The organism is Streptomyces sp. CG4 (assembly GCF_041080655.1).
Taxonomy (GTDB): Bacteria; Actinomycetota; Actinomycetes; order Streptomycetales; family Streptomycetaceae; genus Streptomyces.
This window is the reverse complement of the sequence record NZ_CP163525.1, coordinates 2540094-2564178: the sequence shown is the minus strand read 5'-3', so window position 1 is coordinate 2564178 and position 24085 is coordinate 2540094. Positions and strand designations below refer to the sequence as shown.

Here is a 24085-nt window from a genome sequence, read left to right as displayed (position 1 = left end):
GGTGACGTCCCTCGACAAGCCGACCGAAGAAGCCGGTCAGGCGCCGGCCGACGACGTCCGGGCGGTGACCGAGGCCGCGCTGTTCGAGGCCTTCGGCGGGGTCCGCGGCATGGTCGAGACGGTCGTGCCGGGCCTGCTGTTCGTCGCGATCTTCACGGTCAGCAAGGACCTGCACGTGTCGGCGATCGCCGCGCTGATCGTCTCTCTGGTGCTGGTCGTGGTCCGGCTCGCCATGAAGGACACCGTCAAGCACGCCTTCAGCGGTGTGTTCGGCGTGGCCTTCGGTGTCGTGTTCGCGATGTTCACCGGCAACGCCAAGGACTTCTACCTCCCCGGCATGCTCTACACGCTGGGCCTGGCGCTGGCGTACATCGTCACCACCCTCGCCGGTGTGCCGCTGATCGGTCTCATCCTCGGCCCGGTCTTCAAGGAGAACCTCTCCTGGCGCACCCGCAATCCCGGCCGCAAGAAGGCCTATGCGAAGGCCAGTTGGGCCTGGGGCCTGATCCTGCTCGCCAAGTGCGCGATCCTCTTCCCGCTCTACTGGTGGTCCGACACCGCCAAGCTCGGCTGGGTCCTGGTCGCCCTGAAGATCCCGCCGTTCCTGCTGGCGGTCTGGCTCACCTGGGTCTTCCTCGCGAAGGCCCCTGCGCCCATCGACGTCTTCGCCGAGATGGAGGCCGAGGAGCAGGCCGAGAAGGAGCGCAAGGCGGCGCTGGCCGCCGAGGGCGGTGACGGGTCCGGCGGACGCCACCGCAGGGACGCGTAGCCAGCGGTCGTACGACGACGAAGGGCGCCCCTGTTGCCAAGGGCGCCCTTTTCCGTCTGCGTCTCCGTTTGCGTCAGGACTCTGTCAGGGCTCTTCCCGCCGCACCGACAGCAGCTCCTCCAGTTGCTCCTCCCTGGCCTGTGCGGCCACGAAGAGGAGTTCGTCGCCCGCCTCCAGGGAGTCCTCCTTGGAGGGGGTCAGCACGCGGGTGCCGCGGATGATCGTGACCAGGGAGGTGTCCTCGGGCCACTCCACATCGCCGACCTGGGTGCCGGCCAGGGCCGACTCCTCGGGCAGGGTCAGTTCGACGAGGTTGGCGTCGCCGTGGCTGAAGCGGAGCAGACGGACCAGGTCGCCGACCGAGACCGCCTCCTCGACCAGGGCCGACATCAGACGCGGGGTGGAGACGGCCACGTCCACGCCCCAGGCCTCGTTGAACAGCCACTCGTTCTTGGGGTTGTTGACACGCGCGACGACGCGCGGGACGCCGTACTCCGTCTTGGCGAGCAGCGAGACGACCAGGTTGACCTTGTCGTCGCCGGTCGCGGCGATGACGACGTTGCAGCGCTGCAGCGCCGCCTCGTCCAGGGACGTGATCTCACAGGCGTCGGCCAGCAGCCACTCCGCCTGCGGCACCCTTTCCACCGAGATGGCGGTCGGGGCCTTGTCGATGAGCAGAACCTCGTGGCCGTTCTCCAGCAGCTCGCCCGCGATCGAGCGGCCGACGGCGCCGGCTCCGGCAATGGCGACCCTCATCAGTGACCGCCCTCCTCTTCCGGGCCCTGGGCGAACGCCGCCTCGACCTTCTCGACGTCGTCCGTCCGCATCATCACATGCACGAGGTCGCCCTCCTGCAGCACCGTCTGGGAGGACGGCAGGATCGCCTCGCCCAGCCGGGTCAGGAAGGCCACGCGGACGCCCGTCTCCTCCTGCAGCTTGCTGATCTTGTGGCCGACCCACTTCGAGGAGGCGTGCACCTCGGCGAGCTGCACCCCGCCGGTGGGGTCGCGCCACAGCGGCTCGGCCCCGGAGGGCAGCAGCCGGCGCAGCATCTGGTCCGCGGTCCAGCGCACCGTGGCCACGGTGGGAATGCCCAGGCGCTGGTAGACCTCGGCGCGGCGCGGGTCGTAGATACGGGCGGCGACGTTCTCCACGCCGAACATCTCGCGGGCCACACGGGCGGAGATGATGTTGGAGTTGTCACCGCTGGAGACGGCGGCGAAGGCGCCGGCCTCCTCGATGCCCGCCTCGCGCAGGGTGTCCTGGTCGAAGCCGACCCCGGTGACCCGGCGACCGCCGAATCCCGGGCCCAGCCGGCGGAAGGCGGTGGGGTCCTGGTCGATCACGGCGACCGTGTGGCCCTGTTGCTCCAGGGTCTGGGCAAGAGCGGAACCCACTCTTCCGCAGCCCATGATGACGATGTGCACGACCGTCCTTCCGGTGTCCAAAAGTTGCTGCTCAGCATCAGGGTCTCAGACCGACGCCCAAAGCTACACACGGGCGCAGGGGGGAGGGCACCCCCCTGCGCGGGTTCGCCGCGATCACCGTCCGCGATCACGTGAGCAGGCTGTGTCAGCGGTCCGCGTCGGCGATCGCCGGGGGCGGGCGCCGCCGAGTGATGCTGCGCACGCTGCACAGGGTCAGGATTCCGAGGGCGAGGAGGGCGAGCATCGCCCCGATCAGCTCCGCGGTCGCGGGCATGGCACCTCCGAAGTGCGATGACAGGCGGGGTCTGCCATCTAGGCACGGGGAGCGCGCGGACCACGGAATCCGCAGGTCCATGCGCCCCTGATTTCACTCGTGAGGCAGATCTCAGACACCGTGTGGGCCAGTTCCTGTCCGAAGGCATACGATCCTCTGTCGTGTCCAAACTGACCGACGTGCCCAAACGGATCCTGATCGGGCGCGCACTGCGCAGTGACCGGCTGGGCGAAACGCTCCTGCCGAAGCGCATCGCACTCCCCGTCTTCGCCTCCGACCCGCTGTCCTCCGTCGCCTACGCACCGGGCGAGGTCCTGCTGGTCCTGTCCATCGCGGGCGTGTCGGCGTACCACTTCAGCCCCTGGATCGCGGTCGCGGTTGTCGTGCTGATGTTCACCGTGGTCGCCTCTTACCGCCAGAACGTCCACGCGTACCCGAGCGGCGGGGGCGACTACGAGGTCGCCACCACCAACCTGGGCCCCAAGGCCGGCCTGACGGTCGCCAGCGCCCTGCTCGTGGACTACGTCCTCACCGTCGCCGTCTCCATCGCCTCCGGCATCGAGAACCTCGGCTCCGCGATCCCGTTCGTGGTCGAGCACAAGGTGCTGTGCGCGGTCGTCGTGATCGTGCTGCTGACGCTGATGAACCTGCGCGGCGTGAAGGAGTCCGGCAAGCTCTTCGCGATCCCGACGTACGTGTTCGTCGGCGGCGTGTTCATCATGATCGCGTGGGGCGCGATCCGGGGCCTGGTCCTCGGCGACTCGATGCGCGCCCCGACGGCGGCGTACGAGATCAAGGCCGAACACCAGGGCCTGGCCGGCTTCGCACTCGTCTTCCTGCTGCTGCGCGCCTTCTCCTCCGGCTGTGCCGCGCTGACCGGCGTGGAGGCCATCTCCAACGGCGTCCCGGCCTTCCGCAAGCCCAAGTCGAAGAACGCGGCGACCACGCTCGCGCTGATGGGCGGGCTCGCCGTCACCATGTTCTGCGGCATCATCGCCCTCGCCATGACGACCAAGGTCCGCATGGCCGAGAACCCGGCCACCGACCTGATCCACAACGGCCACCCGCTCGGCTCCGGCTATGTCCAGAACCCGGTGATCTCGCAGGTCGCCGAGGCGGTCTTCGGCAAGGGCAGCTTCCTGTTCGTCATCCTGGCCGCGGCCACGGCCCTGGTCCTGTTCCTCGCGGCGAACACGGCGTACAACGGCTTCCCGCTGCTCGGCTCGATCCTCGCCCAGGACCGCTATCTGCCGCGCCAGCTGCACACCCGAGGCGACCGCCTCGCCTTCTCCAACGGCATCGTGCTGCTGGCCGGCGCGGCGACCCTGCTGACGGTCGTCTACGGCGCCGACTCGACCCGCCTCATCCAGCTGTACATCGTCGGCGTGTTCGTGTCCTTCACGCTCAGCCAGACCGGCATGGTCCGGCACTGGAACCGGCATCTGGCGGTCGAGAAGGACCCGGCCAAGCGTCGCCACATGATCCGCTCCCGCGCGATCAACGCGTTCGGCGCCTTCTTCACCGGCCTGGTGCTCGTCGTCGTCCTGGTCACCAAGTTCACGCACGGCGCGTGGGTGGCCCTGCTCGGCATGTGCATCTTCTACGCGACGATGACCGCGATCCGTAAGCATTACGACGGCGTCGCCGAGGAACTAACGGCACCCGAAGAGCCGGACGACGACCTGGTCCGCCCGTCCCGTGTCCACTCGGTGGTACTGATCTCGAAGATCCACCGCCCCACCCTCCGTGCCCTGGCCTACGCCAAGCTGATGCGCTCGGACACCCTGGAGGCGCTGACGGTCAACGTCGACCCGGCCGAGACCAAGGCGCTGCGCGAGGAGTGGGAGCGGCGCGGCATCGACGTACCGCTGAAGGTGCTGGACTCGCCGTACCGCGAGGTAACCCGCCCGGTGATCGACTACGTCAAGAGCCTGCGCAAGGAGTCCCCGCGCGACGCGGTCTCCGTGATCATCCCCGAGTACGTGGTCGGCCACTGGTACGAGCATCTGCTGCACAACCAGAGCGCCCTGCGCCTGAAGGGCCGCCTGCTGTTCACGCCCGGCGTGATGGTCACCTCCGTGCCCTACCAGCTGGCCTCCTCGGAAGCGGCCAAGCTGCGCGCCCGCAAGCGGCAGGAGTGGAGCGCACCGGGCGCGGTACGGCGCGGACCGACGGCGGAGCGACCCAAGGAGACATCGGCGGCCAAGGACTGAGCCCTTGGTGAGACCGGTCCGTCGGTCGCGATGGGCTGGGCCGCTGGTGGGAGTGGGCCGCTGGCGGTGAGGGGCTGAGCCGCAGGTGAAACTGGGCCGTAGGTCGCGATGGACTGAGCCACTGCTGGGACTGGTCCGTCGGTGGTGATGGACCGGGCCGTCGGCGGCCAAGGACTGAGGCGGGGCCGTGAGGCCGTAGACTGGTGGGCTGTTGTCCGGCCCGCCGGTTTGCGGCCGTTTCCCTTTCTGGATCTGGAGTCACCCCGCCATGCAGGCAGAACCGACGAAGTCGCTGGTGGGCGAGGAGTACGAGGTCGAGATCGGCCCCGTCGCCCACGGCGGTCACTGCATCGCCCGTACGGCCGAGGGCCAGGTCCTCTTCGTCCGGCACACGCTGCCGGGCGAGCGCGTGGTGGCCCGGGTGACGGAGGGCGAGGAGGGCGCCCGCTTCCTGCGCGCGGACGCGGTCGAGATCCTGGACCCCTCCAAGGACCGCGTCGAGGCCCCCTGCCCCTTCGCCGGCCCCGGCCGCTGCGGCGGCTGCGACTGGCAGCACGCCAAGCCGGGCGCCCAGCGCCGGCTGAAGGGCGAGGTGATCGCCGAGCAGCTCGAACGGCTCGCGGGCCTCACGCCCGAGGAGGCCGGCTGGGACGGCACGGTGATGCCGGCCGAGGGCGACAAGCTGCCCGCGGGCCAGGTGCCGCAGTGGCGCACGCGCGTGCAGTACGCCGTGGACGCCGAGGGCCACGCGGGCCTGCGCCGCCACCGCTCGCACGACGTCGAGCGCATCGACCACTGCATGATCGCCGCGGAGGGCGTCAGCGAGCTGGGCATCGAGCGGCGGGACTGGACCGGCATGGAGTCGGTCGAGGCGATCGCGGCGACGGGCTCGCAGGACCGCCAGGTCATCCTGACCCCGCGCCCCGGCGCCCGCCTGCCGCTGGTGGAGCTGGACAAGCCCGTCTCCGTCCTCCGCGTCGACGAGAAGTCCGGCGGCATCCACCGCGTCCACGGCCGCCCGTTCGTCCGCGAACGTGCGGACGGCCGTACCCACCGCGTCGGGAACGGCGGCTTCTGGCAGGTCCACCCGAAGGCGGCGGACACGCTGGTGACGGCGGTCATGCAGGGTCTGCTGCCCCGCAAGGGCGAGATGGCCCTGGACCTCTACTGCGGCGTCGGCCTCTTCGCCGGCGCGCTGGCCGACCGCCTCGGCGAGAAGGGCGCGGTCCTCGGCATCGAGTCCGGCAAGCGAGCGGTCGAGGACGCCCGGCACAACCTCGCCGACTTCCCCCGGGTCCGCATCGAACAGGGCAAGGTCGAGTCGGTCCTGCCGCGCACGGGCATCACCGAGGTCGACCTGATCGTCCTCGACCCGCCCCGCGCGGGTGCGGGCCGGTCGACGGTCGCCCACCTCGCCTCCCTCGGCGCCCGCCGCATCGCGTACGTCGCCTGCGACCCCGCTGCGCTGGCCCGGGACCTGGGGTACTTCAGGGAGGGCGGCTATCGGGTGCGCATGCTTCGGGCGTTCGATCTGTTTCCGATGACGCATCACGTGGAGTGCGTGGCGATCCTTGAACCGGTGGCTAAGGGCTCCTGACCTGCGGTTTTGTCGGTGCGCATTATGCATGTTGTGGGCGTTACGGGCGATATCCTGACGCTCATTTGACGCTCGTTCTGATGGGGTGTCAGGGCACCCAGGTCATGGGCCCCGCCTCGTTCGGCAGGGTGTGGACAGAGGGAAGCGTTTCATCGTCCAGCGTCTGCGGCCGCCAGCGAACGAGCCGGGTGTTGACCGGCTCTGGTGCATCGGGTTGCTGCCCTGTGGGGGTGCCGGCCCCTTTCACGGGGTGGAGGCCGGCGCCGTCACGCCACGCGGTGGCCGACCCGGCAAGGGACGGGGTGGACGGGGCAACCGTGGTCCGGCGCGATGGACCGTCGATGCGGAAACGACCGGATCGGCTTTCGACACCGTCGTCGACTGCAGGCACAGCAACTCCATGAAGTGGGCCTGTGTCCAGCAGTTCCTGGCGTCCGACGAGGCCGCGGCCGACCCGCTGCCGATGTGGGTCGCTGACACCGACTTCAGAGCTCCCCAGGTCGTGATCGACGCGCTTCACCAGGCCGTGGACCACGGCGTCTTCCGGTATCCCGGCGCGCGACCGACAGCTACCTCGACACCATGACCGGCCGGCAGGCCCGGCGGTTCGGCTGGGAGGTACCGCGCGAGTGGGTGCTGCAGACCGCGGGCGTCATCACCACGCTCAAGACCGCCGTGCAGGCATTCTCCGCGCCGGGCGACTCGGTCCTGATCCAGCCGCCGGTCTACGCCCACTTCCACGACGACGTCCTGCTCAATGGCCGCCACCTCGCGTACGCGCCGCTGGAGCGGACGGGCGACGGCTACCGCTTCGACGCCCGCGCGTTCGACGCCGCCATACGCCCCGACACCAAGCTGTTCATCCTCAGCCACCCCCACAATCCCACCGGGAACGTCTGGACCGAGGACGAGCTGAGGGCCATGGGCGAGATATGTGCCCGGCACGGCGTCCTGGTCGTCTCCGACGAGATCCACCAGGACCTCGTCATCAACCCGGACAAGAAGCACGTCCCGTTCGCCTCGCTGGGACCGGAGTTCGCGCGGAACAGCATCACGTGTACGGCACCCAGCAAGACCTTCAACCTCCCGGGGCTCCAGAGCGCGAACGTCTTCGTGCCCGACCGCGGGCTGCGCGAGGAGCTGGCCCGCCAGTACGAGCGCAACCTGTTCCCGCTGGTCAACGTGCTGGGCATGGTCGCCGCCGAAGCCGCCTACGCGCACGGTGAGCCGTGGCTGGAGGAGTTGCTCGGCTACCTGCGCGGCAACCACGCCCACTTCGCGCAGGCGGTCAACACCACCACCTCGAAGGTCAGGGTCCTGCCGGCCGACTCCCTCTCCCCCGCGTGGATGGACAGAAGTTCGGCATCGAGGGCCACAGCTACATGCGGGTGAACCTGGGTTGTCCCCGCTCCACGGTCGACGAAGCCGTACGCCGGCTGATCACGGCCGTCGACGGTCTGGGCATGCCTCAGCCCTGACAGTCCAAAGATGGGACCTAATTCATATTTGTTCCGTAGTTCACTCTCCATCCCTGCGGATCGAGGTGCATTACATCCGGCATGACGCTTTTGTGCGCTAGTGCTCCAGGCCAAAAATTGAACTTGCGTCTATCTATGGCTCCATGTTTATTCTTGGCTCCCGGTATGCCGGAGTGGGTAAGGGGGAGCACTGTGGACATCGCCCAGATCGTTCCGCTCATGGGGGACGAGGAGCTGACGGCCTATCAGTTCCTGGTCACCACCGGCGGGGCCACCCTCGACAGACTGGCGAGGAGCCTGGGGTGGGGTACGGGCCGGACGGAGCGTGTCCTCTCCAGACTGCGCGGGATGCGGCTGGCGTGTTCCGAGGCGGAGGGCCGTGGCGACTGGACCGCGGTCAACCCGGAGACGGTCAAGCTCCAGTACACCAAGCCCCTTTCGGTCGTCATCGACGCCTGGCAGGCGCAGCTGGACGGGATCCGTGAACAGCTCGACACACTCTCCGGCCTGGGTGCCGACGGCGCGCAGGACGGGAGGTTCAGCCCGGTGGTCACCATCGAGGGGGCGACCGACATCCAGGACGCGCTGGAGGTGAGTGCGGCGCGGTGCGCCAAAGAGGTGCTCGCCGTCCAGCCGCTGGGGCGAGGCGCCCCCGCACTCGCCCAGAACGTGATCTGCCAGGAGTCCGGCCTGATCGCCTCGACCGCCGGCGTAAGAGTGCTCCTCCCGCATCTGTCCCGCTACAACGCGGAGGTCCGCGACCGCGTGGAACGCATCTCGGCGGCGGGCGGCGAGGTCCGGACCACCGCCGCGTCCCTGCCCGCGCTGATCGTCTTCGACCGTTCGGTGGCGTTCCTGCTGGACGGCGACAACAGCGACAAGGCTCACATGGTGCGGCATGCGGCCCTGGTGGAGTTCATCGTTCACATGGCCGTGAGCGCCTGGGCGACCAGTGTCGCTTTCGAGCCGACGGGCGGCACCAACAGAATCCCGCAGTCGTTGACCCAGGAGACGAAGACCGCGATCATCCGGCTGCTCGCCGCCGGTTACAAGGACGAAGTGGTGGCCAGGCGCCTGGGCATCGGCGTGCGCACCTGCCGCAAGTACATCGCCGAGGTGTTCGGCGACCTGGGCGCGCAAAGCCGTTTCCAGGCGGGATGGATGGTCCGTGAGCACATGCTCGGGTCCGGCCCCGAACCCGTGGCGACCGACCACAGCGTGGCTTGAAGTGGTCAGGATCGTGTTGTTGAGCACGGCACGGTAGGGGGCGGTGCTCTTGCGCCGCCCGTACGTTCACGGAATCGGCGGGATCGAGCCGAGCGTGGCGATGTCGATGACATAGCGATAGCGGACGTCGGCCAGGTTCTTCCAGGCCTCGGGGACCCGGTCCGCGGGGATCTTCTCGATCTCCGCGGTGATGCGGTGCCGTGCGCAGAAGTCGAGCATCTCCCGGGTTTCTCGGATGCTTCCGATGGAGGATCCCGTGATGGTGCGGCGAGCGCCCAGCAGGGAGAAGACGTTGTACGAGGCGACCGGGTCGTCGGGCGCGCCGACGTTGACCAGAGTGCCACCGAGGCCGAGCAGGCCGAGATAGGTGTCGAACTCCAGAAAGGTCGGCACTGTGTTGAGGATCAGGTCGAAGTAGTTTTCCAGTTCGGCGAGTTGCGTATGTGCGCGGGTGTCCACGAAACGTGCGGCACCGAAACTCAGCGCATCGTCCTTCTTGTCCGGCGAACGTCCCAGCAATGTGACGTCCGCGCCCATGGCCGCGGCGATTTTCACGCCGAGATGCCCCAGCCCGCCCATTCCGAGCACACCGACCCTCGTACCCGGCCCTGCTTGCCAGCGGCGGAGGGGGGAGTAGACGGTCACCCCCGCACACAGCAGTGGTGCCGCACGGTCGAGTTCGAGTGCGGGGGGAATACGCAGTACGAAAGATTCCGCGACGACAATGGATTGGCTGTAACCGCCCTGGGTCACGGTCCCGTCATGGTCCTGGGACGAGTACGTCTTGACGAACCCCTCGGTGCAGTACTGTTCCTCGCCCGATGCGCAGGGGGCGCACGTGCCGCAGGAGTTGACCATGCATCCCACACCGACTCGGTCCCCGATCGCGAACTCGGTTACGGCCCCGCCGACTTCTGAGACCACACCGGTAATCTCGTGTCCGGGCACGAGGGGGTAGCGCGTCCCTCCCCAGGAATCGTGGCCGAAGTGCAGGTCGGTATGGCAGATGCCGCAGAAACCGATGTCGATCCGGACGTCGTTGTCGCGCAGCGGGCGTCGCGCGATGGTGGTCAGTGAGAACGCGGACCCGGGGGCGGGTAGCGACAATGCGAGAGTGCTCGGCATGGCTGCTCTGCTCCTTGGCTCATCGACCGGTTGACAAGATGACGCGCACGACAAACATGCCGAACAGCGTTGCGTTCAGGTGAGCGATGTGCCACCGCCTCCGCGTGCAGAAAGCTGTGCTGCAGCTTGCTGCGCACCCCGGATCCGGAGCGGGAAGAAAGACGCTGCAGCAACGTGCCCGGCATGTTGCTGCATGGCACGGGCCGTGGCAAACGGCGTCCGAGCTGGTCAAGCTGACGGCGAGGGTGAAGCCGCCGCATTCCAGGCATGCGAAGAAGGCTTCGCCGATATCGCCGCAGTCGCACCACTCGGCCGAACGGTGGTCCAGTCATGCCAGACATCAGCTCGAACGCCATGGACGACAACCCGACTCTTGCCCATGTGGAGTTCTATGTGCAGGATGCCGCCGTCACCGCTGCCGAGTTACGGCGGAAGTACGGATTCGGGATTGTCGCGACGGCCGGTACCGCTGGTTCCGGCACGGACCGCTACTCACTGGCTCTTCGGCAGGGAAACATCACTCTCATCGCCACCCAGGGCGAAGTGGCCGAGGCGTATGTGGAGCGGCACGGTGACGGTGTCGCGGACATCGCTTTTCGGGTAGGGGATGTCCGGTCGGCGTTCACCGCCGCGGTGCGAGCCGGTGCCCGTGCCGTGCGCCGGCCGGGTGATTCCGGTCGCGGCGACGCGGCGACCGCGGTTTTCGGCGACGTCACCCATACGTTGCTGAGCCGCGACAAGTCCCTTCCCCCGGATTTCTCGGCCGTCCGCCCGGAATACGAGGTGCGTGGCGCCGGACTCCAGGAGCTCGATCATTTCGCGGTCTGTGCCGAGGCAGGTGAACTCGGTGGCCTTGTGGACTTCTGGCAGCGTGCCTTCGGGTTCCGTTCCGTGTTCCGGGAGTACATCTCCGTCGGAGACCAGGGCATGAACTCCGAAGTCGTGCAGAGCGCCGGCGGAGACATCACCTTCACCATCATCGAACCCGACCCCCAGGCCCGTTCCGGACAGATCGACGCGTTCCTGACCGCACACCGCGGAGCGGGGATCCAGCATGTGGCGTTGAACACGAGGAACATCGTCGCGACGCTGGACCGTCTGAGCGGCGAGGGAGTGCAGACCCTCGATGTTCCGGACAGCTACTACGATTCCCTGCCCGACCGCGTCACCGTGAGCGAGTACCCGGCCCACAGCCTGCGCAAGTTCGGCATTCTGGCGGACGAGGACCACAACGGCCGGCTGTTCCAGGTGTTCACCAGGTCCGTTCATCCCCGCAGGACCTTCTTCTTCGAGGTTCTGCAGCGATGCGGTGCCGAGACGTTCGGCAGCAACAACATCAAGGCGCTCTACTCGGCGGTCGAGTCCGAACGCCTGCTGTCCGCCGCGGAGACGTGGCAGTGAGCGCGCCGCCTCGGCTTGCCCGCCGGGCGGGCGACGACGCGCCGCTGGCCTGCCTGGACGACCTGGCCCACCTGGCCGCGGCCCAACTTCCAGCGGATGTATGGGACTTCATCGCCGGAGGCAGCGGGCAGGAGTCGACACTCGCCCACAACCGGGCCGCCCTGGACGGGCTGCGAGTGATTTCGCGCATCCTCACCGACGTGTCCCGTCCGCGCACCGCCACCCGCCTGCTCGGCGTCGAAGCCCGCATGCCGGTGGCGGTGGCCCCCATGGCGTACCACTCGCTGGTACACCCGGAGGGCGAACCGGCGACGGCGCGCGAGGTGACCAGGTGCCCCGATTCCGAACTGGAGTCGTTCGTCGGGCTGGTCGGCGGTGTCGCTTCCGGTGACGGCGGCGTCCTCGGCCCCGCGTCGTTGCGCGGGAAGCTGGCGGCCACGTCGGAGGAGCTGGCGCGGTCCGCGGCCGCGGTCGGAGCCACGGACGACGCGACGCCGATGTTCCAGTCGTCGATCGTCTCCGAGGTCATGCGCGAAGGCGCCCGCACGCAGGCGCAGGCCGCGTTCGGCGACGCACTCGGTGACAGCACCCCGATGTTCCCCGGCGGCCTCGTCCCCACGGCCGACGGGCTCCGCTGGGCGGCCCCCGAGGGGTGAGACGGACCGGTTCCCGATCCGGGTCCGGGGACGGCGTCGGTGCCGTCCCCGGACCCGCGCGTGGGAGCGGTCAGGGGGCCGCGGGGGGAGCCATGCCCTCCAGGAGGAGCCGCAGGATCTGCTGGAGCTCGTCGGCAAGTGACGATCCGCTCGCGTCCGACGGCTGGTGGGCCCACCGGTAGAGGGCTCCGAGGTACACGTCGCGCAGCACGTTGCCGACGCCGATCGGTGACATGCCGGGACTCAGTTCCCTGCGGCTCGTCCCGCTCTCGACGATCTTGGCGAACACCTCCGCGACATACGGCTCCTCCAATATCGGCCGGCCCGCCTTCACCCAGGCGGTGAGCATGGCCGCAGTGAGATGCGGCTCCTCCTGGTTGATGCGGACGAGGATCGCCATGCACTGCTGAAGCTGTGCGACCGAGCCGGGGGTGAACGCGCCGTACTCGTCGAGCCCCTTCACCAGCGCGACTCGCCTCCTCTCCCCCCAGGCGGTGATGATGTCTTCCTTGCGCTGGTAGTAGTTGAAGAACGTTCCCCTCGCCACATCGGCCCGCTCCGCGATCTCGTTGATGGAGGTGTGCTCGTACCCCTTCTCCACGAAGAGCTCAACCGCAGCCGAGTAGAGGCGTTCCCGCACCCGCTGTTTGTTGCGTTCTCGGCGGCTGACCGGCGGCATCGTCGCGCGCGAGTCCATTCCGTCCTCCTGAAGGTGTCGAGCTCCGCAAGCGTGGGTGGTACGGTCCGCCGGCAGCGAGAGGCCTGAGACCGGTCGGTGTCGTGGGCGTGGCGGCACAGGTCTGTGGCACGGCCGGTCCGACTGCGGTTTTTATACCACAGTGCAAGTTTAGGCGCTGATCGCATTGTTGCACCCTCGTCGTCGGACGGCCGTTACCCGAGCGTGATCTCATGCCAAGTGCCGTGACTCCTCCGGCGGGAGGACCTCGGGGCCCGCGCCGTGCCCGTCGAGGCTCTCGCGCAGGCCGGAGACACTCTCCGCACTCAGGAGCCGCCCGGCGCTGATGTCGATGCCATGACTGCGGCGCAGGCGCTGCCGGAGCTGGGTGGCCATGAGGGAGTCGAGCCCGAGTTCGCGCAGCGAGCGCCGCTCGTCGACGTCCGACGCGGACAGGCCCAGCAGCGCCGCCGCGTGTTCGACGAGCGACTCGGCGCCACCCTTGCCGCGAGGGCCGGACGCGGCGCCGGGATCCTGCGCCGGCGGCGGCTCGGAGGTGGCGGTCGGCACCGTCGCCGACGTGCGTATTCGGTCGTGCGTGGGCGAGGCGGCGGGGGAGACGACGGGGCGTAGGAGCCTGGTGAGAAGACCGGTGCCTAGGGGCTCCGTGACCTTCCTGACCACGGTGGTGAGCGGCGCCACGTACGGCCGGGCGAGGGCCGACACCAGCGCGGGCACGCGTGCCAGTGGCGTGCTCGCCCCCGACGCGCCCGCGAGCCGTCGCAGCCGGATGCCGGAGAAGGCCGCAAGGACACGCCGGTCCGGTGCGAGCAGGACGACGTCGGCCAGGGCGGAGTCCGCGCCGGTGCCGGACCGTACGGTGGTCACGCTCCAGAAGTCCGGCTCCAGTTCCGCGTGGAAGCGGACCGCGTCGAAGGAGACGGGAACGAAGGCGTGGTGGTCGCCCGACAACGCTCCCGGGCGGGCCGCCAGGAGCGGCTGCAGGCCCGCCTCCCAGCCGACCCGGGGCAGGGGACGCGTGAGCCGTACCCGGGCCACGGCCTCGCCGTCGCGCCGCCACAGATGCTGCACGGCCCGGAACGGCTCCCCGATGTCGTACCCGTGGCGCCGCGCGAGCGTGTGGAAGTCCTCGGCCCCCAGGTAGTCCCGGCACCGGGCCAGGGCCGAGTCGAGGGCGTCGCAGGCCACGGGAGCGGCGTCCTCGGTGTCCGCCCGCACGACACGTCCCGAGGCGCAGAAGAGCGGTTCGGGGGTGCCCTGGAGAGCGGCGTGCACCGTCACCGCGCGGCCGGATCCGTCCCCGTCCCGGTGCCGCTGGTCCAGGGCCACCCGGAGGGTCGTGCCGTCGGCCGCTTCGACGGGCACGGGCGCGTCGCCGAGTCGTACGTCCCGCAGCTCGAACGCCGCCGCGGGATCGGCCTCCTGCGCCGTTTCCAGCATGGCGGCGAGATGCACGACGGGCGGCACGGGCGCGACCCCACGGACCGTCACACCGTCACCCCAGTCCTCGGTCCCTGCCCAGGACGCGAGGTCGATGTGGCGCACCCGCGAGACCCCGGAGCGGTGCCCGGCGGCGGGTCCGGCCGCCTCGCGGCGGAACTGGACGACATCCCAGGAGTAGGTGGGAAGCGACGGCACATGCCGCGGTCCGCCGCGGTGCCGGCGCGGCCAGTCCACCCGCCCGCCGTGGGCGAAGAGGAGACCGGCCGCGCGAGCCAGTTCGGTGGGTTCGTCGCACGCCCGGTGCAGCGAGGCCACGGCAGCGGCCTCGCGGTGGCCGGCGGCGAGCGTGTCGGCCAGGGCGGAGACGAGCACCGGATGCGGGCCGAGCTCGACGAAGACGCTCTCCGCCGCGCGGGCCACCTGCCGTACGGCGTCGGCGAACCGTACCGGGCGGCGCAGGTTCTCCATCCAGTAGGCGGCCGTCAGCTCGGTGCCCGCGATCTGGGAGCCGCGCACGGTGGAGACCATGCCGGTCGTGCCGGACACCGGGGAGAGGCCGGCCAGTTCGCGCAGCAGGTCGTCGCGCAGGGAGTCCATCTGCGGCGAGTGCGAGGCGACGTTCACCTTCACGAGGCGGCACAGGACGTGCCTGTCCTCCAGTTCGGACCGGAGGGCGGCCAGGGCGACGGGATCGCCCGACAGTACGGTGCTGGTGGGCGCGTTCTCGGCGGCCACGCACACGCGGTCGGCGTACGGCTCGATGCACCGCCGCGCCTGGGCCGCCGACAGTTCCACGACGAGCATGCCGCCCCGGCCGGCCGTGCGCTGCATCAGCCGGCTGCGCCGGCAGATCACCGCGGCCGCGTCCTCCAGGGACAGCGCGCCGCAGACATGGGCGGCCGCGACCTCTCCCATGCTGTGCCCCAGGCACAGATCCGGCTCCACACCGCGTTCGCGCCACGCGGCGGCGAGCGCCACCTGCACGGCCCACAAGGCGGGTTGCACGACGCTCACATCGGCGGGCAGCTCGCGGTCCCCGGACAGCAGCCGGTCCAGGACCGACCAGCCCAACTCCGCGCGCACGGCCCGGTCGCACGCGTCCAGTGCCGTCTTGAAGGCGGGCGACGTGCGGTACAGGCCCCGGGTCATGCCCGCCCATTGCGACCCCTGTCCCGAGAAGACGAAGACGACGCGCTTGTCACCCGACAGGCCCGCCTCCGCGATGCCGCCGTCGGGGATCGTCTCGCCGGCGGCGAGCGCGTCCAGCCGCCGCGCCAGGGAGTCGTGGTCGTCGCCCACGGCCCACAACCGGTGGGGAAGGGCGTCGCGTCCGGTGGCGGCGGCGGAGCAGATGTCGCCCAAGGGGTGGGCGCGCCCAGGTCCTTCGGGGCCGAGGTAGGCCGCGTAGGCCCGCGCCAGGCGACGCAGGGAGCCGGGCGTCCGCGCGCTGAGCACCAGCAGGTGGGGGCCGGTGTCCGCGTCGGCACGGGGCGCGGCGGGCGCGGGGGCCGGGGCGCCGCCGACGATCAGATGGGCGTTCGTCCCGGACAGCCCCAGGGAACTGACGCCGAGCAGGGCGTCGGGGGCGGCCGTGTCCAGGGGCCGGTTGCGGGTCACCACGCGGACCGGGAAGTCGTCCTGCGCGAGCAGGCTGTGCTCCTCGTCGAGGTGCAGTGACGCGGGGATGACACCGTGCCGGAGGATCAGCACCGCCTTGATCAGCCCGGCGATGCCGGCCGCTGCCTCGGTGTGACCGAGGTTGGTCTTGACCGAACCGGTCAGCAGCGGCTGTCCGGCCGGCCGGCCGCGGCCGGCCGACTCGGCGAGCGCCTGGAGCTCCACCGTGTCCCCGACCTGCGTTCCGGTGCCGTGCGCCTCGACGTAGTCGAGTTCCGCGGGCTTGATGCCGGCACTCGCGCAGGCCTGGCGCAGTGTCTCGGCCTGGCCCGCCACGGAGGGGCGGACCAACAGCCCGCTGCCCGCACCGTCGTTGGTGACCGCACTGCCGAGCAGGACCGCGCACACGGGGTCCCCGTCCCGGAGCGCGTCGTCCAGCCGTTTGAGTACGACCGCCCCCACGCCCTCGCTGCGGACGAACCCGTCGGCGCGGGCGTCGCCGAACCGGCAGCGGCCCGCGGGAGAGAGCATGCCGCCCTGGGAGTAGGCGATGGCGTCCTGCGGGGACATGATGACGTTGACGCCCGCGGCGATGCACAGGTCGCTCTCGCCGGTGAGCAGACTCTGCCGCGCGGCGTGCACGGCGACCAGTGACGAGGAACAGGCGGTGTCCAGGACCACGCTCGGTCCGCGCAGGTCGAGGGCGTAGGAGACACGGCCGGCCGTGACGGCGCGCAGCCGGCTGCCCACCAGGCCGCGGACCTCGGGCTCGTGGGCCCGGGGGTCGGTCTCCGCGTGTTCGGCCGTCGCCTGCCCGACGAACACGCCGCCCCGGCTGCCCGCGAGCCGGGAGGGAGGTATTCCGGCCGACTCCAGGGCTTCCCACACGACGTGCAGCAGGAGCCGCTGCTGCGGGTCCATGTCGCGTGCCTCCACGGGCGCTATGCCGAAGAACGCCGCGTCGAAGCCGAAGGGGTCGGTGAGGAAGCCGCCGTGCCGGGATACGGTCCGGCCGGGGGTCATGGGGGTGGGGTCGTAGCAGTCGTCGACGTCGAAGCGCTCCCGGGGGACCGGAGTCACGGTGTCGGCGTTGGCGACGAGCACGTCCCACAGTTCGTCGGCGCTCCCGATCCCGGGTAACCGGCATCCCATGCCGACGATCGCGACGGGTGTAAGGGGCAACTGCTGTGCGCGCATGGAGGGCTCCAAGCTTCGTCCAGGGCTGACCGATGGATCGTCAAGCGGGATCCAAAAATACACTGAAATCCATTGTTCGCCCGCGATCGCCCCTGCACCCTTCGCGGAACGTTGTTCCGGGCGGGTTCAATGCACCTTTCGCCCCTTATTGCCTGCAGTCTGCGTCCCCCAGATTTTGTACTGAAGTCTAAATATATTCCAGTGTCTATTGCTGAAACGCGAAAGCGTTGCCGTCACCGAGGTCGAGAGGCGGTGTGCTGCAACGCTCCGGTTCAGCGGGTGAGTATCGCGGTGAGAGCCGCCGTGAGGTCGGCCTCCGGATCCTCCGCGGCCCCCTTGCTGCGCCAGGCCACGACGGCATCGGGACGGACCAGCGAAGCGCCGGTCGGTGTGACGCCGTACCGTTCGCACCAGAGGTTGCCGCTGTCGGCGAAGCGGTCACCGAGCCGGTACGCGGCCAGGGTGACCCCGAGATCGCAGGCGACCTGCTCGGCGGCGCTGACCCACTCGGGCGCCTCGTACCCGGCCAGCAGCAGGAAGCCGCGGCCGAACAGGTCGTGGGTGGAGAACTCCCGCAGGCCGTCGGAGAGGGGGACGTGCGGGGCGCGCCTCCCGGGCCGCCCGCTCGGGTGCCACGGATCCTCCTGGAGGCAGCCGTCGTCGTCGGCCTCGGTGCGGATCGCGCCGGAGTGGTACCGGAAGCCCAGGAACTCCTTGGGCATGGGGATGGGGGCGTTGGGGTCGGCCGGGTTGTAACTGGCGGGCACCCGGCCCTCGGAGATCTTCGCCAGTTCCACCTCGCGTCGGAGGGTGATGTCGATGAGGGGGCGCCGCTCGATCTCGTACGTGTCCAAGAGGCCCGTTCCCGCCTGCCTGGTGAGCACCAGCGCGAGCCGCCAGGACAGGTCGTAGGCATCCTGGATGGCGAGGTTGCCGCCCTGCCCTCCGTTGGGCGGGCAGGCGTGCGCGGAGTCGCCGGCCAGGAAGACCCGGCCCTCGCGGAACCGCTCGGCCAGTTTGTGGTTGATGGGAAAGGAACGGGCGTTGACGAAGGCGGCCTCGATCTCCGGGTCACCGATGGCCCGGTGGATCCGCTCCAGGCAGCGCTCCTCGGTGAAGTCCTCCGGGGTCTCACCCCGCTCGGGGAAATAGTCGACCCACAGGGTGTGCCGCTCGGAGCCGTCCAGGATGAAGCTGGATCCGCTGCCGGGCATCCCGATGACCTCGACCGCCCCCTTCTTCACGTACCGCGTCAGATCGGCCTCGAACGTGATGACGTACATATGGCCGATGACTCCGCTGCCTTCGACGGCGATACCGAGCATGTCCCGGGTCGGGCTCAGATTGCCGTCGGCCGCCACCAGGTAGTCCGCCGCCACCGCGTACTCGCGGCCGCTGGCCACCTCGCGCAGCGTCGCGGTGACCTTCTCGTCGTCCTGGGCGAGGGAGACCGACTCGGTGCCGAGGCGCAGCTCCGCCCCGGCCTCCTCGGCGCTGACGCGGAGGATCTCCTCCACCTGGGCCTGGGATATCCAGGCCAGCGGCGGCACCGCGGACAGTTCCCGCGGGTCGGGCTCCCCCGGCGGGTCGAGGTAGCGGCGCTCGGGATCGGCCAGGGAGACACCGTGGCTCATGCGGGGCCACTGCACCCCGGCGATGGCGCTACGGACGCGCGGGGCCACACCCGGCAGCGTGTTGAGCAGTTCCTGCGAACGCGTGTTGAGCCCCCATGCCTTCGGCAGGGTGGAGACAGTCGGCCGCCGCTCCACCAGAAGCGGGCGCACACCACGTGCCGCAAGGCTCAAAGCGGCGGTGAGCCCGGTATAGGCACCACCGACGATGAGTACGGGAACTCTCTGGACTGACATATGTCTGCCTCCAGCGGACTGCCTTCTGGATAATCCAGGACGGGTACTGCCCGACCAGCTTGACCATGCGTCGGTCCTTTCGGCCACCGCACGATGGGTGCAGCAAGTTGTGGTGCAGGTTGCTGCACATCGAGGAAGGGTGGAGCGGAATTGGTATCACCGGCGGCAATTCCGGTGACTATTCGTCATGTATTTCGGCCTCCTCGTAAATCAAATGGGGCGCGAGCTGATCGGCGATCAGGGTGTGCGCACGGCGGGTGTGCCGGGCCCCGCGCCCGGCACACCCGCCGCAGCTGTCCGTGATCTGTTATCGGCGACGATCTGTCATCGGCGGCGGGGCAACAGGGCTGCCGCGCCGAGCGCGTTGCCCACCAGCAGGCCGACGGCGATCAACAGGCTCTCCCGCATCCCCAGGGCGAAGTCGCCCGCGAGGAGCGCGCCGAAGACGGCGATGCTGAGCGCACCGCCCATCTGCCGGCTGGTGTTGAGCAGCGCGGCGGCCGTGCCGGCCCGCTCGGCGACGACGCTGTCGAGCATCAGGGAGGTCAGCGCGGGCATGGCGAGGGCGCCGCCGATGCCCAGCGGAATCATCAGCGCGGCGGTCACCCACCAGGGCGTGTCCGTGCCGACGGCGGCCAGCCCGCCGCAGCCCACCGCGCCCGTCAGCAGCCCCGCGACGACCACGGCCCGCGGGCCGTAGCGGGAAACCGCCTTGGGCGAGAAGTAGTTGAAGTGAGCGGTGATCACCGCCATCGGAACGAACATGAGTCCTGCGGAGAACGCCGACTGCCCCCGCTGCTCCTGGAAGAAGAGACTCAGCACGAACACCCCGCCGTAGAAGGCGGCGTTGCAGGCGAAGCCCGCGACGACCGGCACGCTGACTCCCCGCAGCCGGAAGAGCTCCAGCGGAAGCATCGGCGCGCGCCGCCGTGCCTCGACGGCCACGAAGGCGACTCCGGCCACCACCGCGACGCCCGCCGCGGCCAGCACGGTGGCGGTCAGCCCGTGGTGCCCGCCCTCGATCACGGCGAAGGTGAGCGCGGCGAGCGTCACCACCGCCATCAGCTGTCCCGGCAGGTCGAACGCGACAGGGTGACGGGGGGAGCGCTGTGCCCGCATCAGCGTCAGGACGGCGGCAAGCCCGGCGGGCACGTTGAGGAAGAACACGGTGCGCCAGTTCCACTCCGTGGTGAGCAACCCGCCCAGGACGGGGCCCGCGGCGATGGCCACGGCACCGCCGACCGTCCACAGGGCGATGCCGCGCGCCCGTGCGTCCGGATCGGGGAACGCCTGCCGGATCAGCGCCAGGGAGGCCGGCACCATCACCGCGGCCGCGCTGCCCTGCACCACCCGCGCCGCCGTCAGCGCCCCGATCGTCGGTGCCAGCCCACAGGCCAGCGAGGCGAGGGTGAAGACACCGAGCCCCCAGCCGAACGCGCGCCGCGCGCCGACCGCGTCCGAGAGGGCGCCGGCCGAGAGCATCAGCGCCGCGAACATCAGGGTGTAACTGTCGGCGACCCACTGGAGCCCGGACAACGAGCCGCCGAGGTCGTGTCCCACGGCGGGCAGGGCCACATTGACACCGGAGACGTCGAGTGTGATCACGAAGAAGCCGAGGACGGCGGCGACCAGAGCCGCGGTGGCGGAGCCGGCCTGCCCCGGCCCTCCTGGAGCTGCCCTCCCCTTGGCTTCCGCGCCTGTCCTGGACTGCGCCACGCTCATCGCGCACTGCTCCTCACTGTGAAGTCCCTGCCGGGACATGGAATCGGCCGTGAAAGGCCCTGGAATCGGACTTGGGACACCGGCAACGGCGACCGCACCAGCGTGCCGCGCACGCGCGCCCGCAGGCAGACCGCGCCGTACGGGGGAGCGATGTTCCTGGTCCTGATACGGCCCCCCTGAATGCGTGACGGCTTGCCACAATGGCGGGATGAGCGAAGGTACGGAACTGGGCCGTTTCCTCCGGGCCCGGCGCGCACGGGTCCGTCCGCAGGACGTGGGCCTCCCCGCCGGCAGGGGCGTCCGCCGCACTCCGGGGCTCCGCCGCGAGGAACTGGCGACGCTGGCCGGAGTCAGCGTCGACTACTACACGCGGCTGGAGCGTGGCCGGGAGACCCGGCCCTCGCCCGCCGTCGTCGCGGCGCTCGGCGAGGCGCTCCGGCTGGCGCCCGAGGCCTTGCACCGGCTGCACGAACTGGTGGCCCTCGCCGGCGGCCAGAAGCCGGCACTGTCCCCCGGCCCGGCGCGTGCCGTACGGCAGTCGGTCCGCACCCTGCTGGAGACCCTGCGCCCGTGCCCGGCGTACGTGGTCAGCCGCGCCAACGACCTGCTGGCCGCCAACCGCCCCGGGCTGCGGCTCTTCCCCGGCCTCACCGACTGGCCGGAGGAGCGCCGCAACCTCACCCGCTACATGTTCCTGCACCCCAGAGGGCGCGAGCTGTACCCCGACTGGGAGACGTTGGCGGCGCACAGCGCGGCCCACCTGCGTGCGATGGCGGGCGTCGAACCGGACACGCCGGAACTGGCCCAGCTCGTGGGCGAACTCGTCATGAAGAGCCCGGAGTTCGCCCGGCTGTGGGAGCGGTACGACGTACAGGCGCGGGGCGGCGGCCGGAAGCACTTCGAGCATCCCGAGGTCGGCTCGATGCGCCTCAGCTTCGAGGTGATGGCGATCTTCCACACGGACGGTCAGCGCCTGGTCACCTACCAGGCCGAGCCGGGTACCCCGGACCACGATGCGATGCTGCTGCTGGACATGGCCAGCCTCACGGAGGCCGTCTCCGAGGGGAACGAGTGGTAGCGCCGCCGGCGCCGGCACTCAGCGGTCCAGCGAGATGCGGTAGGTCTCGTGCGGGGTCTGGATGTCGTTGCAGGTGAGTTCGCCGGTGGCGCCGCGGTAGGCGCCGGTGCCCCCGGTGATGGCCATGCGCACGGTGTCGCTGCCCTTGGTCCACAGCGACTGGGCGGTCAGCTGGCCGTCCGGCAGTTGCACCGACAGCACGCAGTTGGTGACGATCTTCGAGCCCTGCAGCTTGGTCACCTGGCAGGAACTGCCGTCCTCGCCGATCTGCTTGCCGCCCCGGAACAGCTTGTCGGCGTACACGAACTCGTCTCCGACGCTCAGCCCGGGGGCGCCGACGTCGGTCTGCACGACGCCGTCGTTCCCCACGGCCAGGTCGATGACCTTCTCGGGCCTGGCCCGGGTCTCGGACGTGGCCTGGGTCTCGGACTTGGCCTGGGCGGGAAACGCGAGCACAGAGGCTGTGCCCAGGGCCAGCACTCCGGTCCCGATGGCACTGAACAGGGCGACCTGTGTCCTGGACATGCGATTCAACTCCTGGTCATGTAGTCATGCACCGCGCCCGTCGCGGTGCGTCGATGTGCTCGGCCAATGTGCTCGGCCAATGTGCTCAGCCGACGTACTCAGCCGACGTGCTCAGCCGAGCGGGGCCGGATCGGCGAGGCCGTCGAAGTCCTCGTCGCCGAAGCCCGCGGCGCGCCGCAGGGCGCCGGACTCGATCAGGCCGGTCACCGCGGCGATGTCCTGGTCCAGCCGGCGATCGCGGGTGACGAAGGCGCTGTGCTCCCTGATGAGCCCGTGCACCGCCTGGACGGCCGGCGACGCCAGGTCGGCGCCGCGCAGATCGATCGCCTGGGCCAGGGCCAGCAGGTGGATGGCCGCCACCTCGCGGACCAGGCCGTTCACGGTGCGTGCTTCGCGGGCCGAGATGGTGCCCATGCTGACGATGTCCTGGTTGTGTGCCTCCGTGGAGCGTGAGAACACGGAGACCGGACCGGTCTGTTTGAGCGCTTCGGCGGTGACGGCCGAGGCCGCTATCTGCATCCCCTTGAACCCGTGATGCAGCCCCGCCTCGGGATCGTCCGGGTGGCGGGTGACGACCAGATTGGGCGGCAGCCCCGCGCTGAACTTCTCGTCCACGACGAGCGCGAGCTGCCGGTCGAGGAGGTTGGCCAGTCCGGCCACCGTGGTCTTCAGGCTGTCCATGGCCTGTCCGACGTGGCCCGCGTAGAAGTTGCCGCCGAGGTGGAGCCCCGACTCGTCGGCGTCGAACAGGGGGTTGTCCGTGGCGGAGTTGATCTCGGTGTCGAGCCAGCCCTCCGCCCATTCGAGCGTGTCCCGGACGATGCCGATGATCTGCGGGGCGCAGCGCACCGAGTACTTGTCCTGGATCCGCTCGGCGAGTTGGACATAACTCCGCCCGGCCAGTTTCTCCCGGCGCACCAGAATGTCCTCGAAGGAGGTGGCGAGCTTCGATCCTGCCAGCAGGGCCCGGACGATCCCGGCGGACCGCACCTGGCCCCGGTGGGGCTTGTTGGCGTGCACGAAGGGGTGCAGCGCGGACGCGTTGCCGCGCAGCGCCTCGATCGTCATGGCCGTCGCGAGTTCGGCGACGAAGGCCAGCTCCCGCGCGTCCCAGGCGGCCAGTACCGCGTACGCGGCGGCGAAGGAGGTCCCGTTGATGAGCGCGATGCCCTCCTTGGGCGCGAGCCGCAGCGGGGCGATGCCCTCCTCGCGCAGGGCGTCGGCCGCCGGGCGCACAATGCCCCGGTGCAGGACCTGGCCTTCGCCGATCAGTGCCGCGGCCAGATAGCACAGCGGTACGAGATCACCGCTGGCGCCGACCGAACCGCGTTCGGGGATCAACGGCAGGATGTCCCGGCGCAGACACTCCAGCAGGGTCGCCACCGCTTCCGGCCGGATCGCCGAGACGCCCCTGGCCAGCGCGTTGGCCCTGATGATCATGGTGGCCCGGGCGACCGCCGGTGCGGCCGCCGGCCCCACGCCGTTGAGGTGGTAGAGCACGAGGTTGCGCTGGAGTTCGTGCGCCTTGTCCGGCGAGATCTGCCGGATGCAGCTGTCCCCGAAGCCGGTGGTGACGGCGTAGATGGGGATCTCCTGGGCCAGCAGCGTCTCCTTGAGTCCGACGGAGGCGCGCATCCGCTCGACGGCCGCGGCGCCGAGCGTCACCCGGCTGTCACCGCCGCCACGGCGTGCGGCCGCGGCGACCGAGCGGGGGGAGAGGCCGGTTCCGTCGAGTTCGAGGTGCCCGGCCGTGGACATGTGCGGCATAGGT

The 24085-nt window shown here is 70.1% G+C and carries 19 protein-coding genes; 9 read left to right on the top strand and 10 right to left on the bottom strand.

Features of this window, described 5'->3' with window-relative positions:
* Position 1: 1 nt before the first annotated feature.
* Complete coding sequence (locus AB5L52_RS11640) at positions 2–769, top strand: DUF3159 domain-containing protein (protein ID WP_369363815.1); 768 nt, start codon at positions 2–4, stop codon at positions 767–769.
* Between the two features lie 84 nt (positions 770–853).
* On the opposite strand, the gene AB5L52_RS11635 is transcribed toward AB5L52_RS11640, so the two are convergent.
* From AB5L52_RS11635 to AB5L52_RS11625, 3 genes are all read right to left on the bottom strand, one after another.
* The gene (locus tag AB5L52_RS11635) at positions 854–1525 is read right to left on the bottom strand and encodes a TrkA family potassium uptake protein (protein ID WP_369363813.1); all 672 of its coding nucleotides are present in this window, start codon (positions 1523–1525) and stop codon (positions 854–856) included.
* Positions 1525–2196 (bottom strand): TrkA family potassium uptake protein, encoded by a 672-nt coding sequence (locus AB5L52_RS11630; protein WP_351015924.1) that lies wholly within the window; start codon positions 2194–2196, stop codon positions 1525–1527. The genes AB5L52_RS11635 and AB5L52_RS11630 overlap by 1 nt, the downstream gene beginning before the upstream one ends.
* A 145-nt stretch (positions 2197–2341) precedes the next feature.
* A complete protein-coding gene (locus AB5L52_RS11625) occupies positions 2342–2470 on the bottom strand; it encodes a hypothetical protein (protein WP_351016393.1) in 129 nt (42 codons plus the stop codon).
* 161 nt (positions 2471–2631) lie between these two features.
* Between AB5L52_RS11625 and AB5L52_RS11620 the strand changes: the two genes are divergently transcribed.
* The 5 genes from AB5L52_RS11620 to AB5L52_RS11600 all read left to right on the top strand — a co-directional run bounded on the left by AB5L52_RS11620 (position 2632) and on the right by AB5L52_RS11600 (position 8985).
* Positions 2632–4683: an APC family permease gene (locus tag AB5L52_RS11620; protein WP_369363810.1), complete on the top strand. Its 2052-nt coding sequence runs from the start codon at positions 2632–2634 to the stop codon at positions 4681–4683.
* A gap of 268 nt (positions 4684–4951) precedes the next feature.
* Positions 4952–6280 (top strand): TRAM domain-containing protein, encoded by a 1329-nt coding sequence (locus AB5L52_RS11615; RefSeq protein ID WP_351563939.1) that lies wholly within the window; start codon positions 4952–4954, stop codon positions 6278–6280.
* A 400-nt stretch (positions 6281–6680) separates the two neighbouring features.
* Positions 6681–6866 carry a hypothetical protein gene (locus AB5L52_RS11610; RefSeq protein WP_369363808.1) on the top strand — a complete coding sequence of 62 codons (186 nt, stop codon included), beginning with the start codon at positions 6681–6683 and terminating at the stop codon, positions 6864–6866.
* Entirely contained in the window at positions 6863–7672 is an 810-nt protein-coding gene (locus tag AB5L52_RS11605) for a MalY/PatB family protein (RefSeq protein ID WP_369363807.1), read from the top strand. The genes AB5L52_RS11610 and AB5L52_RS11605 overlap by 4 nt, the downstream gene beginning before the upstream one ends.
* Before the next feature lie 278 nt (positions 7673–7950).
* Positions 7951–8985 (top strand): hypothetical protein, encoded by a 1035-nt coding sequence (locus tag AB5L52_RS11600; protein WP_369363805.1) that lies wholly within the window; start codon positions 7951–7953, stop codon positions 8983–8985.
* 66 nt (positions 8986–9051) lie between these two features.
* On the opposite strand, the gene AB5L52_RS11595 is transcribed toward AB5L52_RS11600, so the two are convergent.
* Positions 9052–10110 carry an NAD(P)-dependent alcohol dehydrogenase gene (locus AB5L52_RS11595; RefSeq protein ID WP_369363803.1) on the bottom strand — a complete coding sequence of 353 codons (1059 nt, stop codon included), beginning with the start codon at positions 10108–10110 and terminating at the stop codon, positions 9052–9054.
* 330 nt (positions 10111–10440) lie between these two features.
* Between AB5L52_RS11595 and hppD the strand changes: the two genes are divergently transcribed.
* Together hppD and AB5L52_RS11585 are read left to right on the top strand one after the other, a co-directional pair.
* Entirely contained in the window at positions 10441–11511 is a 1071-nt protein-coding gene (gene hppD / locus AB5L52_RS11590) for a 4-hydroxyphenylpyruvate dioxygenase (RefSeq protein WP_369363801.1), read from the top strand.
* Complete coding sequence (locus AB5L52_RS11585) at positions 11508–12167, top strand: alpha-hydroxy-acid oxidizing protein (protein WP_369363799.1); 660 nt, start codon at positions 11508–11510, stop codon at positions 12165–12167. Before hppD ends, AB5L52_RS11585 begins: the two co-directional genes overlap by 4 nt.
* Before the next feature lie 70 nt (positions 12168–12237).
* Here AB5L52_RS11585 and AB5L52_RS11580 read toward each other — a convergent pair whose 3' ends face one another.
* The 4 genes from AB5L52_RS11580 to AB5L52_RS11565 all read right to left on the bottom strand — a co-directional run bounded on the left by AB5L52_RS11580 (position 12238) and on the right by AB5L52_RS11565 (position 20711).
* A complete protein-coding gene (locus AB5L52_RS11580) occupies positions 12238–12864 on the bottom strand; it encodes a TetR/AcrR family transcriptional regulator (RefSeq protein WP_351563928.1) in 627 nt (208 codons plus the stop codon).
* A 210-nt stretch (positions 12865–13074) separates the two neighbouring features.
* Positions 13075–17121, bottom strand: coding sequence for a type I polyketide synthase (locus tag AB5L52_RS11575; RefSeq protein WP_369363797.1), 4047 nt, complete (start codon positions 17119–17121; stop codon positions 13075–13077).
* Between the two features lie 272 nt (positions 17122–17393).
* Positions 17394–18989 carry an FAD-dependent monooxygenase gene (locus AB5L52_RS11570; RefSeq protein WP_369363795.1) on the bottom strand — a complete coding sequence of 532 codons (1596 nt, stop codon included), beginning with the start codon at positions 18987–18989 and terminating at the stop codon, positions 17394–17396.
* 324 nt (positions 18990–19313) lie between these two features.
* Entirely contained in the window at positions 19314–20711 is a 1398-nt protein-coding gene (locus AB5L52_RS11565; RefSeq protein WP_369363793.1) for an MFS transporter, read from the bottom strand.
* A 208-nt stretch (positions 20712–20919) separates the two neighbouring features.
* On the opposite strand from AB5L52_RS11565, the gene AB5L52_RS11560 reads away from it, so the two are divergent.
* Positions 20920–21789, top strand: coding sequence for a helix-turn-helix transcriptional regulator (locus AB5L52_RS11560; protein ID WP_351015897.1), 870 nt, complete (start codon positions 20920–20922; stop codon positions 21787–21789).
* Between the two features lie 18 nt (positions 21790–21807).
* Here the strand turns inward: AB5L52_RS11560 and AB5L52_RS11555 are convergent, their stop codons facing one another.
* Positions 21808–22314 carry a hypothetical protein gene (locus AB5L52_RS11555; protein ID WP_369363792.1) on the bottom strand — a complete coding sequence of 169 codons (507 nt, stop codon included), beginning with the start codon at positions 22312–22314 and terminating at the stop codon, positions 21808–21810.
* Positions 22315–22425: 111 nt separating this feature from the next.
* Positions 22426–24081 carry a histidine ammonia-lyase gene (gene hutH, locus AB5L52_RS11550; RefSeq protein ID WP_369363790.1) on the bottom strand — a complete coding sequence of 552 codons (1656 nt, stop codon included), beginning with the start codon at positions 24079–24081 and terminating at the stop codon, positions 22426–22428.
* Between the last annotated feature and the right edge of the window lie 4 nt (positions 24082–24085).

Coding starts and splice junctions, on each gene's coding strand:
- AB5L52_RS11595 (WP_369363803.1), bottom strand. CDS start 10,110: ATGCCGAGCACTCTCGCATTGTCGCTACCCGCCCCCGGGTCCGCGTTC.
- AB5L52_RS11635 (WP_369363813.1), bottom strand. CDS start 1,525: ATGAGGGTCGCCATTGCCGGAGCCGGCGCCGTCGGCCGCTCGATCGCG.
- AB5L52_RS11605 (WP_369363807.1), top strand. CDS start 6,863: ATGACCGGCCGGCAGGCCCGGCGGTTCGGCTGGGAGGTACCGCGCGAG.
- AB5L52_RS11570 (WP_369363795.1), bottom strand. CDS start 18,989: ATGTCAGTCCAGAGAGTTCCCGTACTCATCGTCGGTGGTGCCTATACC.
- AB5L52_RS11625 (WP_351016393.1), bottom strand. CDS start 2,470: ATGCCCGCGACCGCGGAGCTGATCGGGGCGATGCTCGCCCTCCTCGCC.
- hppD (WP_369363801.1), top strand. CDS start 10,441: ATGCCAGACATCAGCTCGAACGCCATGGACGACAACCCGACTCTTGCC.
- AB5L52_RS11580 (WP_351563928.1), bottom strand. CDS start 12,864: ATGGACTCGCGCGCGACGATGCCGCCGGTCAGCCGCCGAGAACGCAAC.
- hutH (WP_369363790.1), bottom strand. CDS start 24,081: ATGCCGCACATGTCCACGGCCGGGCACCTCGAACTCGACGGAACCGGC.
- AB5L52_RS11565 (WP_369363793.1), bottom strand. CDS start 20,711: ATGAGCGTGGCGCAGTCCAGGACAGGCGCGGAAGCCAAGGGGAGGGCA.
- AB5L52_RS11555 (WP_369363792.1), bottom strand. CDS start 22,314: ATGTCCAGGACACAGGTCGCCCTGTTCAGTGCCATCGGGACCGGAGTG.
- AB5L52_RS11575 (WP_369363797.1), bottom strand. CDS start 17,121: ATGCGCGCACAGCAGTTGCCCCTTACACCCGTCGCGATCGTCGGCATG.
- AB5L52_RS11560 (WP_351015897.1), top strand. CDS start 20,920: ATGAGCGAAGGTACGGAACTGGGCCGTTTCCTCCGGGCCCGGCGCGCA.
- AB5L52_RS11610 (WP_369363808.1), top strand. CDS start 6,681: ATGAAGTGGGCCTGTGTCCAGCAGTTCCTGGCGTCCGACGAGGCCGCG.
- AB5L52_RS11615 (WP_351563939.1), top strand. CDS start 4,952: ATGCAGGCAGAACCGACGAAGTCGCTGGTGGGCGAGGAGTACGAGGTC.